The organism is Vibrio sp. ArtGut-C1 (genome assembly GCF_002105475.1).
GTDB classification, from domain to species: domain Bacteria; phylum Pseudomonadota; class Gammaproteobacteria; order Enterobacterales; family Vibrionaceae; genus Vibrio; species Vibrio diabolicus.
Window position 1 is genome coordinate 26,464 of the sequence record NZ_NCTH01000012.1, and the last position, 14,211, is coordinate 40,674.

Sequence of the window (14,211 nt, forward strand, 5' to 3'; positions counted from 1 at the left end):
AGAACGTTGATGTCAGTGTCCCAAATGGCGACAAGTCGTTTATACAAATCAGTTCAATCGCTCTGCTCTGCACGTAATGCTAACCTGCCTGTCGAGCAGGGTAAGTGCCTATATGAGCCAGTGGAGAATGGCGTCGAGCTTCATAGGGCGCATTTTCTTCTTGATTCACAGCACAGCGAATATACCTCTCCCGTCGCGAAGATTGTGTTTGATGAGGGCAATCAGCTTTGGTATTTCTACGTCCCAACGTACCGCAACGAATTATTAAGGTGGGTGCCTTATAAGCCACTTCCATACAGCCAAACGCTTGAAGACCTACTCACCGAATTGGAAAGCGATCCTCAAGCGTGTTTTTGGGAATAGGGAACGCTCCAACTCTAACAACTGCCAATGTCACCATGATTTATGCTTTGGATTTAACGACTTGGTTTCTAAAGTCTTTCGGTGTCATGTTGTAAACGGATTTAAATGCTGTACTGAAATGCGCAGCACTCTTAAATCCGGATTCAAACGCTATTTCTGTTATAGATTTTTCTGACATGCGCAGCTGGGTAGCGGCGAAGTTGATCCGCTTCACTTTTAATATCTGTGAAAATGAAAGCTCCTCTGCGGCGAGGCGGCGTTTTAACGTCGCGATAGACATACTCATATGAGCCGCTAAGCCTTCCAGAGTGATATCTTTCTCGATATTGTTCTCAATATACTTGATGGCCTTTTGAGAGTCGCTTAGGCTGCTTGCATCATCTATGATTGATAGGATATTTGGCTCTGCCTCCACCATTAACGACAGCAGTGCCATTGCGATATGACCTTGTGTGTAGTCTGGAGCATTGCGACTCGCTAAGTTGACCAATGTGTCTTTTAGTTGTGCTACTTCGCTGCTGGCTTGCGCTGAAAAAGGATAGAAGCGCCTTTCTTCCGTTTTGGAGCGTAGCATTGGGTGTGCTTTTTTAAAGTCACAGAATAGATTTGGGTTGAAGACTAGAGCCAGTGCTTTAAAGCCTTTTTCACTAGGGATGGCTTCTGCGCTGCTCAAATCAGCGGAGTTGTAGAGAGTAAAATCTCCTGCTTTAAGTTCAAACTGTTCACCATTTGGTTGATGAACTAATAGGGCACCTTCTTCAACAACATATAAGCCATTATGTGTTGCGGTGTAACGCTCACTTTTGCGCGCAGTGAAGTGATTAAAGCGAATGATCTCAATGTTCGGCATATTCGTTCTTATCATTTTTACATAACAAATAAAAAAGGCGCTCAATAGAGCGCCTTTTTAACTTCATTCGGTATTATTCACTTACAGTCTGTTCTGCTTGTGCTGCTGGTTGTTCAGCAAATACCTGGGTTGGCTTTGCAACTAAACTGCGGTTCTCTTGGTTTACGTCCGCAAGGACAATTTCCAATGTATCACCAAGTTTGTATACGACCTCTTTATCGATAGAGATGGTACCGTTGTCGCCATTGCACTCAATTCTTTCTTTATTATCAAGAATTAGTGCACCAGGAATAAAGGCTGCTGCGCCATTTTCGAGAAGTCGGACACGTGCACCAGCACGATTAATATCGAAAATCTCACCTGTGAAACAAGTTTTCTTGTTCGGCTCATCAGCAAGCGTACGTGCATATAACCAATCTGAGACATTTCGCTCAGCAATTTTATGATGTTTACGGTGCAGAGCTAGTTCTTCACCGACTTGATCATCAGGTTTTTGCACTGGCTCTTTGCCTAGGATGACAGCTTTCAACATGCGATGGTTGATCATATCGCCGTACTTACGAATTGGTGATGTCCAAGTCGCATAGATATCCAGCCCCATAGCGTAATGAGGAAGAGGCTGATTACCCACTTCACTGTAGGCTTGGAACTTACGAATACGATTATCAAGGTAAGAGGTTTCTTGCGCAGCCAACCAACGACGCAATGCAGCAAAGCCTTCTAGAGTGGTAATTGACTCCGCTGTGAATTCCAGTTCACCTTCTGGATTGACAAGTTGAACCACTTCTTCAATCTTCTCAGTCTTAATTCCAGCGTGAGTATTGAAAACACCTGTTTCAAATTTATCACGCAGTGTACGACCAGCACAGATGTTTGCGGTAATCATTGACTCTTCAACCAAGCGATTTGCACTGCGGCGCATATCTGCATGGATAGCAACCACATCGTTGTCTTCACTCAGCTCAAAACGGTAGTCAGGACGGTCTGGGAAGACCACTGCGTTTTTCTCACGCCATTCAGCGCGAGCAAGGGAAAAGTCGTAAAGGTCACGAACGATCGTCGCGATCTCTTCAGATGGTTGCCATGCTTCTGAGCTGCCGTTTTCTAGCCAATCAGACACATGATCGTATGCTAGGCGTGCGTGTGACTTGATGTTTGCTGCAAAGAACTTGATATCGTCGCCAATTACGCCGTCTTTATTTACGGTTACGGTACAGCAAATAGCAGGGCGGATTTCGCCTTCAATCAGAGAGCATAGGTTGTCTGCTAGATCGCGAGGCAGCATTGGAATATTGCGGCCCGGAAGATAAATAGTATAGCCACGCTCACGTGCTACTTTATCCATTTCATCTTCTGGTGTGATATAGGCAGTTGGATCTGCGATAGCGATTGTCAGTTCGAAATCGCCAGATTCGGTTTTCTTCGCGTACAGCGCATCGTCCATATCTTTGGTTGATTCACCATCGATAGTCACGAAAGGAACGTGTGTCATGTCTACGCGTTCTAGATCGGCGTCGTCTTTCAGTTCCCAGTTCTCGATGCCTGCTGGCTCAGAGTTTGGTAGATCGTTTTGAGCAAGCGTTACCCACCAAGGTGCAATTTTGTCGTTCGCGTCTGTGATTTTTTCAGAAATTTCCACGAAGAAAGAGTTATCGCCTTTTAGAGGGTGGCGAATAAGATGTGCGACAACCCAATCTCCCTCTGCGAACTCGTCAGGTTTGAGACCTTTCTTTAGTTTCGCTTTAAGAGAAAGCTTTTTAAGCTGCGGGTGATCAGGTGCTACGTTTAGCTTGCCTTTGAACATTTTGACTCGACCAATAAAGCGAGTCACGGCTTGTTCTAACAGCTCTTGTGGCTCTGCAACTTCGCGTTCATTTTCTGTGCGGATAATGGCGACGACTTTGTCACCGTGCATGCACTTTTTCATGTACGCAGGTGGGATGAAGAAGCTAGTCTTGCTGTCCACTTCCAAAAAGCCAAAGCCTTTATCTGTGGCTTTTATTGAGCCTTCTTTTTTCGGCAGGTTTTCTTGGATTTGCTGCTTAAGCTGAGCGAGTAGTGGGTTATCTTGAAACATCTTTTCTTAAATTACCTATGGAGTTGGGCACACTATAATCATTGCGAGCTATTATTACTACCTGTGGAGCGCAATTTCGCCGTGAATTTTGCTGATCGAATTGCAGGAAATCGGCTTAAATATTGATGAAAAACTCATCTGCGAGCTGCGCAAATCTACGGGGAATGGTGGGGCTGGTGGAAAAATATGCTAAAAATGCCATTATTGAGAATAAATTGTGATGTAATTCAATTTTTTCTGGCTTTTTTTATGCTTTTAAGGAATAATCCGCCTCCCTTAGTCGTCCCTAATGGCTTATCGCGGTTGTGTACTGTGCTGTGTTCCTGTCTGAATGGAATCAGTAACTGGATGAATCAGTATCGAATTGGAAGAGCATATGGGACTGTTTTTTTGTTTAATTAAGTAGGATCCCAATGCAAGATTCTGTTATTCAATTCAGCGATTTATCTCTGAATGATTCTATCCTTTCTGCTCTAGACGGAATGGGTTTCGTGTCACCAACTCCAATTCAGGCTGCGGCAATCCCACACCTGTTGGAAGGTGCTGACGCGCTGGGTAAAGCTCAAACAGGTACAGGTAAAACGGCAGCGTTCTCTCTGCCTCTTCTAAATAAGATCGATCTCAACCAACGTAAACCACAAGCTATCGTTCTTGCGCCAACGCGTGAGTTAGCGATTCAGGTTGCGGCTGAAATGAAAAACCTTGGTAAGAACATCAAGGGTCTTAAAGTTTTAGAGATTTACGGTGGTGCTTCTATCGTAGATCAGATGCGTGCTCTTAAGAGCGGTGCACAAGTTATTGTTGGTACTCCAGGTCGTGTACAAGACCTTATCAACCGTGAACGTCTACACCTAGATGAAGTAAACACGTTTGTACTAGACGAAGCTGACGAAATGCTAAACATGGGTTTCGTTGATGACGTTACTGCGATCATGGAACATGCACCAGAGTCTGCTCAACGCGTTCTATTCTCTGCAACAATGCCTCCGATGCTTAAGAAAATCGTTGAGCGTTTCCTACGTGAGCCTGTAATGGTTGACGTTGCTGGTAAGAACCACACTGTAGACAAAGTTCAACAGCAGTTCTGGGTAGTGAAAGGTGTAGAGAAAGATGAAGCGATGTCTCGTCTTCTTGAAACAGAAGAAACTGATGCGTCAATCGTCTTCGTACGTACTCGTCAAGACACTGAGCGTCTAGCTGATTGGCTATCTGCACGTGGCTTTAAAGCGGCTGCTCTGCACGGTGACATTCCTCAGTCTCTACGTGAGCGTACTGTTGATCACATCAAACAAGGTGTTATCGACATCCTAGTTGCAACTGATGTTGTTGCACGTGGTCTTGACGTTCCACGTATTACGCACGTATTCAACTACGACATCCCATTCGATGTTGAGTCTTACATCCACCGTATCGGTCGTACTGGCCGTGCTGGACGTAAAGGTAAAGCGATCCTTCTTGTTCGCACTAACCAAATCCGTATGCTTCGCACTATCGAGCGCGTAACTAAGTCATCTATGGAAGAGATTCAACTTCCTCTACGTGACCAAGTTGCTGAAGCTCGTCTAGCTAAGCTAGGTGCTGAGCTTGAAGCAGAGAAAGAGCACAAAGCTCTAGACAAATTTGCTGAGCTAGTAGAGAAACTACAAACTTCTCTAGAAATCGACCCAGCAACGCTTGCTGCTATGCTTCTTAAGCGTCAGCAAGGTAAACGTCCTCTGTTCTACATTGGCGAAGATCCAATGGTTGAAGCGATTGAGCGTGATAAGCAACGTCGTAAAGAGCGCCGTGAAGGTGGTCGTGACGGCGGTCGTAACTTCAACAACCAAGATTGGGATACTTACCAGCTTCAAGTTGGTCGCGAGCAAGGTGTTCAAGTTAAAGACATCGTTGGTGCTCTAGCGAACGAACTAGGTCTAGGTAAAGGCTCTATCGGTGCGATCAAGCTAGCACAAGGCCACACATTCGTTCAGCTACCAAAAGCAATGACTTCTGAAGCTGCGGGCAAGCTAAGCAAACTACGCATCCGTCAACAAGATGTTGGTGCTGTAGTATGTGATTTCGATGACTTCCGAGAGTCTCGTGGTGGTCGCCGTGACGGTGGTCGTCGCGATGGCGGTCGTCGTGATGGCGGCGGTTACCGTGGCAACCGCGAAGGCGGCAACCGCGGTGGTGATCGTCGTGAAGGCGGTCGTCGCGAAGGTGGCTTCCGTGGTAACCGTGACGGCAACCGCGATGGTAACCGTGAAGGTGGCGAACGTCGCTTCGATCGTAACCGTGGTGGTGATCACCGTGGTAACCACCGTGGTGAGCGTGGTCACGGCCGTGGTCGTCGCACTCAAGAAGCATAATCACGAATCAGTGATTAGAGCAATTGATTAAATTGCCGCAAGAATTGAAAGCCGAGCGAAATGCTCGGCTTTTTTATGCGCGTCGAATACGGCTTTGTTTTTCATCGTGCTCATTTACCCAGGTTATTACTTCGTTTAAGGGTAGGGCTGGGCAGAACAAGTAGCCCTGAATGATGTCGCAGCCACGACTGCGTAAAAAATGCAGTGTATCCATGTCTTGAACGCCTTCTGCGACGACTGAATACCCTAGACCATGCGCTAACGCTATTGTGTTTTCAACAATAGAGCGGGTGCCCTCTGTCCGGCTTGCGGTACAAAGAAATGATCGGTCGATTTTAATTTGATCAACTGGGAGATCTCTCAAAAGCGACAGAGATGAATACCCGGTGCCAAAGTCGTCCAAGCTGATCTTAATACCCAATCCTTTGATTTGGTGAATTAGGGGGTTGAGCTCAACAACTCTATCAATCGCCATCGTTTCAGTAATCTCTAAGCTTATAAGGTCAGCAAATTGAGGGTTTACTTTGAGCAGTGTTTCCAAGCGGTTGAACAATAAATTAGACGAGAGATCTTTTGCAGATAAGTTAACGTGGACAGGAAGCTTGATGTCTTTTTCTATAAAGGTCTGTAGGTCTTTTTCAACTTGGTTGAGGACCCACATGGTGATGTTGTGCACTTGATTACTTCGCTCCGCGATGGGGATGAAGTCGTTAGGCGAAATCGTTTTACCATTTTCATCATGCCAACGGATTACGGCTTCAAAGCCGACAGCTAAGTTAGTATGTGCGTCAATCAACGGTTGGTAGTACAGCTGGAACTCCTCTTTTTCCAGCGCACATTGAATACGAGAAGAGATTTCGAGCTGGTATTTGGCCCCGACGTTCATGTCCTCATTATAAAATGCAAAGAGATTGCCATTTCGTTTGGCGTGATACATGGCAATGTCCGCGTGCTTTATCAATAGATCATTGGACAGAGCGTCATAAGGGTAGGTACTGACACCGAAAACAACGCGGGAAGAGACTTGAAACTCATCTAAATGGAAGCGATTAGACAGTGCCGAATCTAACTCTTCGATGAGACTTTTGCCTGTTTCCTCGCATGCTGACGAGGTGAGGATGACAAATTCATCGCCACCAACGCGGAAAATTTTGTCACTGCCTTTAAGTTTCTCTTGGAGACGTTGCCCAATTTGAATCAGTAGTTGATCTCCACAAAAGTGTCCCATAGCATCGTTGACTTGTTTAAAGTTAACGACATCGAAAAGGATCACTGAGAAAGGGTCTCCAGACTGTATTCTATCTTCGATTAACTCAAAGCAGTATTTACGGTTAGGGAGTCCAGTAAGTGCGTCGTGAACGGCATTACGCTTCTCTTTTTCAGCAACGGTATGAAGTTCTAGTATGGAGTCGTTGCTCCATTTGATAACCAGCACCACAAAAATGCTGCCACCGAATAAAATGAGAGAAACTCCGGTTTCCAAGAGGGAAGCGATAGGTTTTTGCATTATAGCGTGTAAAAAAGCGGCATACGCAAAAATGAAACAGCTGATTAACAACAATAGGAAAGTCCACCCGGGTACATCAGTTCTCGAGCAGATGTTTTTTGTCATCTGCCATCCCCAGCAGAGCAAAATCAAACCTAAGATCACTAATAGAAATGCAATAGTGGGCACATTATTACCCCGATTTATTGATTGGTTTATTATTTTTGTTCACCCAATAAACAACGTAGCTCATATCTCTGAATTTGTACAAATTGACCTATTCATAAATTATGTTTAACAAGTCATATTTTTTAGTCTTCAAATAAAATCAAAACTTGCTACAGATCAACAAAATTTGTTCAATCAAATCGCTTTTACTAAAAGATTGTTGAAAGATTAAAAAATTATTGAATAATAGAGGGGCAAACAAGAAGTACGCAGCGCACAAGCGCTATTACAACCTCTGCTCTACAACAGGATAACTATTTCATGTCTAATTCGTTTGTACTGGTGATCAACTCTGGTAGCTCTTCATTAAAATTTGCTGTTATTGATTCTGAAACCGGTGAAGCTTTGGTATCAGGTATTGGTGAGTGTTTTGGCCTACCTGAAGCTGAAATCAGTTGGAAATATCAGGGAGAAAAAACCGTTGAAGCAATTCCTGCTGGCGGTAACCATCATCAGTACGCTGTTGAGCGAGTGGTAAAACTACTCGAGACTTTGGGTTTGAGCTCAAAATTTGTAGCTGTAGGCCACCGCATTGTTGCTGGTGGCGAAACCTTTAAAGGCACAGTAAAAGTCGATGAAAAAGTTATTCAAGAAGTTGAGCGTCTTGCTGAGCTAGCGCCACTTCATAACAAAGCGAATGCAGAAGGCATGCGAGCAGCAATGGCAGCATTCCCTTCACTGCCTCAATTCGCTGTGTTTGATACTGCTTTCCACCAAACAATGCCTGCAAAAGCGTTTATGTACGCGCTTCCTTACGAGCTTTACGAAGAGCATAAAGTGCGTCGTTACGGTGCTCACGGCACAAGCCACTACTACGTAAGCCGTGAAGCAGCGAAAATGCTAGATAAACCGGTTGAAGAAAGCAGCTTTATCACCGTGCACTTAGGTAATGGTGCATCAGTGAGTGCGGTTAAAAATGGCGAATGTGTTGATACAAGTATGGGTTTGACGCCGCTAGCTGGCCTAATGATGGGCACTCGTTGTGGTGACCTCGACCCAAGTGTTATCGAGTTCCTTTTCCGTAAAGGTTGGGAAAAAGACGAAGTGTTCGAGATGATGAACAAGAAGTCAGGCTTCTTAGGTGTATCCGGTGTAACAAGTGACGCACGTGGTGTACTAGAAGCCATGGAGGCGGGTAACTCACGTGCGAAGTTGGCATTTGAAATCTTCACTTACCGTGTTGCGAAATACATTACTTCTTACCTAGCTGCTCTGGATTTATTAGACGGCATCATCTTCACTGGTGGTATTGGTGAAAACTCACTACCAATTCGTCGTGAAATCTTGAAAAACCTAAAACTGCTAGGTTTTGTTGAAGATGAGAAAGGCAACGAAGATGCAAGATTTGGCAACGCAGGTGTTATTGCAACATCTGAGTTGCTCGGTGCGAAAGCACTAGTTATTCCTACCAATGAAGAGTGGGTAATCGCTCAACAGTCGGTGGAACTGCTGTAAAACGGCAAAAATTTTGGGAACTAAGTCAAAGCCCTTTCCTTTATGGAAAGGGCTTTTTTTGATCCAAATACATCCTTTCTCCATACAACTATCCGCATTAATACGGATCTCTAATAGCTGCCAATTGCCTTAATATTGATAAATATATAAACAACTTGGGCGGTGAAGAAATTTCAGTATACTGCGCTTAAGCCATACCAAAGAAAAATAGCCTTATGTCATGTAGGTATCTCAGCTCGGAGACAGGAGTTGCGTTTGAAGAACGATCAAACGAAATCGTATCTTTGCAGGCTATTGGGCATATAAATAATAAACCGTTGACTAGTTCGAAGATTAGTCAAATGAGAGAAAGTCATGTTTTTTAATAAGTCGCTTCAGCAAGAAAACCAACGATTAAAGCAGGATCTGCAACGCTTGCAGCAAATCCAACACAGTTTAGATGAAGAAATGCTTCGCTTAACGCTGGATAAGAAAGGCTGCATTACCTCTGTAAATACAAAACTTCACCAACAACTCTTTTTCGCTGATGCGGATATTTTAGCGAAACCGATTACCGAGTTGGTACCGTCAAATTCGCGCAATACAGATCACTTTCATCGAATGAAGAGAGCCGTTCAGGAAAAAGTCTTTTGGAATGGCGCGATGCAAGTACTTAAAGGCAACGGCGAAGAAGCGTGGTTACGAACGGTTATTCAGCCTGTTTTAAACGAACATCAAGAAGTCGAAAGCTTTTTTGTGTTTGCTTCTGAGCTTACGCGAACGATCAAAGCATCGCGTGAGCAAGAGGACATGCTGAATGCGTTGAGCCGTTCTATGGCGGTTATTGAGTTCACGTTAGATGGTAATGTATTAAAAGCCAATGATAATTTCCTTAATACGATGGGTTATACACTGGATCAAATTAAAGGGAAGCATCATCGTATGTTCTGCGATCAGGAAGAGGCTGGTTCTGAAGCTTATCGCGAGTTCTGGCAACGTTTGGCAAAAGGACAGTTTGCTTCAGACCGATTTAAGCGAGTTAACCGTTATGGTGAAGAGGTATGGTTAGAAGCCTCCTATAACCCTATCCATAACGATAGAGGAGAGCTCTACAAGGTCGTCAAGTTCGCGACCGACATCACCCAGCAGGTGATGCAAGAGCAGCAAATGGCTCAGGCTGCGCAATTGGCTAATGAAGTTTCTCAAGAGACCGGAACACAAACACTGCAAGGTCAGCAAGTGATAGGTTCGACGCTAGAAAAGGTGCAAACACTGTCTGACCAAATGCAGCAAGCGAATACGGCCATTGACGAGCTCAAAGCGCACTCATCACGCATTAGTGAACTGGTTAATAGCATCAGTGGTATTGCTGACCAAACTAACTTACTAGCGTTAAATGCGGCGATAGAAGCGGCTCGCGCGGGTGAGCATGGTAGAGGCTTTGCCGTTGTTGCTGACGAGGTCAGACAGCTTGCCACAAGAACCAATGCGACCACTGATGAAATTGTCACAATGGTAACTGAAAACTTAGAGCGAACCGATAATGCTGTCCAACTGATCGCCAAATGCCAAAAAGAAGCACTAGATACGCTAGAACTTTCAGAAAAAGCGGGGAATGTGATGAACGAAATACAAGATGGCGCTAGCCGTGTCGTAGAGGCTGTGGAGCAATTTAACCGCTCATTGTAGTTGGTTCTTCATGCTATCAATGGCTGTCTTCAGTTCCGATATAATCAACTTGTTTACTACTGCGGCTCATCGCCAATAAAGCGCTTTTTTTGGTGATGAGAAAGCTAATTATTTCCCTCCTTAATATTTCGTATTTCTATCTTAACGTGTCGCTATTTTACAACACTGTTAATAAAAAGTAGCGTAATTTAATCTCCTGTTAACTTGGTTGCGAATCACAGTTGGGGGAGACCTACTTGGACTTACTAAATTTCACCATAGATAACTTAGCGCTGCTAGGTACGCTTACCATGGAGCACATCTCTTTGGTCGCTCTGGCTGTTGGGCTTGCCATCCTAACTGGCGTACCTATCGGCATTCTTATCACACAAAATGAGCGCGTTGCGAAAGTGGTGCTTTACGTAGCGTCCATCATTATCACCATTCCTTCAATCGCACTGTTTGGTTTGATGATTCCTCTCTTATCGACCATTGGTCATGGGATTGGCTACGTGCCCGCCGTGATTACCGTACTGCTTTATTCTCAGCTACCTATTATTCGCAACACTTATACCGCCATTCACAACGTAGAATCGTCACTCCGAGAGGCAGCTCGCGGCATCGGGATGACGCCTTTTCAGCGTTTGAAAATGGTGGAAATTCCATTGGCGATTCCGGTGATTATGGCGGGTGTGAGAACGGCAGTAGTAATGAATATTGGCGTTATGGCGATCGCCGCGTATATCGGAGCAGGAGGGCTAGGCGTGTTTATCAGCCGCGGCATCTCGCAAAGTGATCCTCGACAACTGATCGTTGGTGCCATCGCCGTTAGCCTTCTGGCTATCATCGCGGATTACGGATTGATTCGACTACAAAAAAGATTAACGCCACCGGGCCTGACTGCAGCTCGATAAAGGATAAATAATAGGGACATTCAAATGATCAAAATTGACAAGCTAACCAAAATTTTTGAAACGCCTAATGGCCCGGTGACTGCCGCAGATCACATTGAGATGGAAGTTCCCAGTGGTGAAATTTGTGTGTTACTTGGCCCATCCGGTTGTGGCAAAACTACCACGCTGAAAATGGTCAACCGAATTATTCCCGCGACATCGGGCAAGATCTATCTTGGCGGTGAAGATACTTCTGGGATGGATACGGTCACTCTGCGCCGCAACATTGGCTATGTTATTCAGCAAATTGGCTTATTTCCCAACATGACGATCGGCGAAAACATCGCGGTGGTTCCCAAGTTATTAGGATGGGATAAGGCAAGGTACATGACGCGTGCAAAAGAGCTATTGGAGATGGTGGCTCTTGATCCTAGTGTCTTCCTTAATCGTTATCCAAATGAGTTGTCTGGCGGACAGCAGCAACGAATTGGTGTTGCCCGATCGCTAGCGGCGGATCCTCCCGTCATGCTGATGGATGAACCTTTTGGTGCGATTGACCCGATCAACCGTGAAGTAATCCAGGATGAGTTCCTTAAAATGCAGCAAGAGCTCAACAAGACCATCATGTTTGTCAGTCATGACATTGATGAAGCGGTCAAAATGGCCGATAGAATTGCGATTTTCCGTGATGGTCACCTGGTTCAGTACGATACGCCTGACGATTTGCTCGCACACCCGAAAGATGATTTCGTGAAAAACTTTGTCGGAGATGATCGCGCACTTAAACGTCTTCGCTTAGTGACGGCTGACTCCGTCATGCAGACCACTTTTGCGTACGTGAAACCTAACGATACGCTTGCCGACGCCCTAACCAAAATTGACGCGTATGGGTATCGCGACGCCGTGATATTAGTGAATGACCAACACCAACCTATCGGTTATGTGCCAAAAGCTACCGCAATCAATATGAAGGGGTACTGCGGCGAACATTATGTCGGCCTGAAAACAATCGCCCGAACCACGGATGATCTGCGTAAAGTCGCATCGAAGATGTTCACGCACGACATTGTTTGGATGCCGTGTGTTGACGAGAATGGCCGCTTAGTGGGCGAAGTCACACAGCGCGGCATTACCCATTATCTAGGCGCAACTTATCAGCGCGATACCTCTCCTAGTCAGCCGCAGCCATTGCATCAGGCTAAGGAGGCATCGTGACCAATCAGCTTAAACAAACCTACTATTTCGTTTTATTGGCGTGTGTCTTTGCGTTGGGTATTTATTTACAAGGCGCGGGTACGATCGATGATTTTCTTTACTACCAAGAAGACATTGTTTATTTGACGGTTCAGCATATTGAACTGGTGCTGCTGTCTGGTGGATTGGCGATCCTAATCGCGATTCCCGTCGGCGTATTGCTCAGCCGTCCTCGTTTTCAGAAAGTCGCAGAATCGGCGATGCAGGTTTTGAATGTGGGGACCACGATTCCTACTTTAGCCATTCTCGCGCTGGCAATGAGCTTTCTTGGCATTGGCACCGTGCCTGCGGTATTTGGGCTGACGATTGCCTCGTTGTTGCCGATTGTCAGAAACACCTACATTGGACTGAAAGAAGTGCCCGCTCATTTAAAAGAAGCGGCGTCAGGCATTGGTATGACCGAGTTACAAATGTTGTTTCAGGTTGAAATTCCTAATGCGCTGTTCGTCATTTTTGCCGGTATCCGCACGGCGTTAGCTGTCAACGTGGGCACCGTTCCACTGGCCTTCTTAATTGGTGGCGGTGGGTTAGGGGAGCTCATTTTTACCGGTATTGATCTGGATGAACCCATCATGATGCTGGCAGGCGCTATTCCTACAGCGATGCTGGCTATCGCTATCGACAGTGTGGTAGGAGCCGTTTCTTATGTCACTGTACCTAAAGGCTGTAACCCTATTAGAGCTAGACAATAACAATCCTAAAAATTGAACACAGACAGGAGTCAAACATGTTGAAGCAAATTACTCGCCGCTTGCTGGCCGTTGGTGCACTGCTTTCAAGTTTTCACGCATCTGCGGAAATCGTCGTAGGTGGTAAAAACTTTACAGAACAACAGCTTTTAACGGAAATCACGTCTCAATATTTAACCAAAAAAGGCTACGACGTTGATAAACGTTCGGGAATGGGCAGTGCGGTTTTGCGTAAAGCGCAAGAAAACGGCCAGATTGATCTTTATTGGGAATACACGGGCACATCACTGATCATTTACAACAAAGTCAAAGATAAGCTCCCAGCAGAGCAAGTGTATCAACGCGTTAAGGAACTGGATGCCAAGAAAGGCCTAGTTTGGCTTAACCCTTCAAAAGCGAACAACACCTACGCGCTCGCTATGCGCAGTGACGATGCGAAACAACGTGGCATTTCAACCTTATCCGACTTCGCCGAGCAAATGCGCCAAGACCCGCCAATGACCATCGCTTTGAATGCGGAATTCTATGCACGAAAAGATGGTTTCCGACCTTTACAGAAAACCTACAAATTCAAAGCTTCACGTGACCAAGTGAAACGCATGGATACTGGGTTAACTTATGATGCGCTAAAAGGGAAAGAAGTCGATGCTGCGCTTGTATTTGCAACAGATGGTCGTATCAAAGCTTTCGGTTTTACCGTTTTAACGGATGACAAACAGTTCTTCCCTGATTACGCGATCACACCTGTGGTTCGCCAAGAAACGCTAGATGCGAACCCAGAGCTTGCCGAGCAAATGAACGCGCTTTCTGCGGCGATCGATGGCGATACGATGTCGACTTTGAATCAACAAGTTGATGTGGAGCGACGTTCGATCTCAGAAGTCGCAAGCCAGTTCCTATCTGAGCATAACTTGGGGTAAT

11 protein-coding genes are annotated in these 14,211 nt (G+C 45.4%); 8 read left to right on the forward strand and 3 right to left on the reverse strand.

Going from position 1 to position 14,211, the window contains the following annotated elements:
• Positions 1-9 precede the first annotated feature (9 nt).
• Positions 10-363, forward strand: a complete 354-nt coding sequence (locus tag B7360_RS12385; protein WP_085343618.1) for a DUF3024 domain-containing protein — start codon at positions 10-12, stop codon at positions 361-363.
• 40 nt (positions 364-403) lie between these two features.
• Here the strand turns inward: B7360_RS12385 and B7360_RS12390 are convergent, their stop codons facing one another.
• Positions 404-1,213, reverse strand: coding sequence for an AraC family transcriptional regulator (locus B7360_RS12390; RefSeq protein WP_085343619.1), 810 nt, complete (start codon positions 1,211-1,213; stop codon positions 404-406).
• Between the two features lie 73 nt (positions 1,214-1,286).
• Positions 1,287-3,290 carry an exoribonuclease II gene (gene rnb, locus B7360_RS12395; RefSeq protein WP_046873665.1) on the reverse strand — a complete coding sequence of 668 codons (2,004 nt, stop codon included), beginning with the start codon at positions 3,288-3,290 and terminating at the stop codon, positions 1,287-1,289.
• Between the two features lie 413 nt (positions 3,291-3,703).
• Here rnb and B7360_RS12400 point away from each other — a divergent pair, with 413 nt between their 5' ends.
• The gene (locus tag B7360_RS12400) at positions 3,704-5,638 is read left to right on the forward strand and encodes a DEAD/DEAH box helicase (RefSeq protein ID WP_047009310.1); all 1,935 of its coding nucleotides are present in this window, start codon (positions 3,704-3,706) and stop codon (positions 5,636-5,638) included.
• Between the two features lie 73 nt (positions 5,639-5,711).
• Here B7360_RS12400 and B7360_RS12405 read toward each other — a convergent pair whose 3' ends face one another.
• Positions 5,712-7,250, reverse strand: a complete 1,539-nt coding sequence (locus B7360_RS12405) for a bifunctional diguanylate cyclase/phosphodiesterase (RefSeq protein ID WP_031780182.1) — start codon at positions 7,248-7,250, stop codon at positions 5,712-5,714.
• 363 nt (positions 7,251-7,613) lie between these two features.
• Here B7360_RS12405 and B7360_RS12415 point away from each other — a divergent pair, with 363 nt between their 5' ends.
• The 6 genes from B7360_RS12415 (at position 7,614) to B7360_RS12440 (ending at position 14,210) form a co-directional block, all read left to right on the forward strand.
• Entirely contained in the window at positions 7,614-8,807 is a 1,194-nt protein-coding gene (locus B7360_RS12415) for an acetate/propionate family kinase (protein ID WP_085343620.1), read from the forward strand.
• Between the two features lie 354 nt (positions 8,808-9,161).
• Entirely contained in the window at positions 9,162-10,475 is a 1,314-nt protein-coding gene (locus tag B7360_RS12420) for a PAS domain-containing methyl-accepting chemotaxis protein (protein ID WP_085343621.1), read from the forward strand.
• A 290-nt stretch (positions 10,476-10,765) separates the two neighbouring features.
• Positions 10,766-11,368, forward strand: coding sequence for an ABC transporter permease (locus B7360_RS12425; protein ID WP_085343622.1), 603 nt, complete (start codon positions 10,766-10,768; stop codon positions 11,366-11,368).
• A 24-nt stretch (positions 11,369-11,392) separates the two neighbouring features.
• The gene (locus B7360_RS12430) at positions 11,393-12,562 is read left to right on the forward strand and encodes an ABC transporter ATP-binding protein (protein ID WP_085343623.1); all 1,170 of its coding nucleotides are present in this window, start codon (positions 11,393-11,395) and stop codon (positions 12,560-12,562) included.
• Complete coding sequence (locus B7360_RS12435) at positions 12,559-13,293, forward strand: ABC transporter permease (RefSeq protein ID WP_006742426.1); 735 nt, start codon at positions 12,559-12,561, stop codon at positions 13,291-13,293. Before B7360_RS12430 ends, B7360_RS12435 begins: the two co-directional genes overlap by 4 nt.
• Before the next feature lie 35 nt (positions 13,294-13,328).
• A complete protein-coding gene (locus tag B7360_RS12440) occupies positions 13,329-14,210 on the forward strand; it encodes a glycine betaine ABC transporter substrate-binding protein (protein ID WP_085343624.1) in 882 nt (293 codons plus the stop codon).
• Position 14,211: the final 1 nt, after the last annotated feature.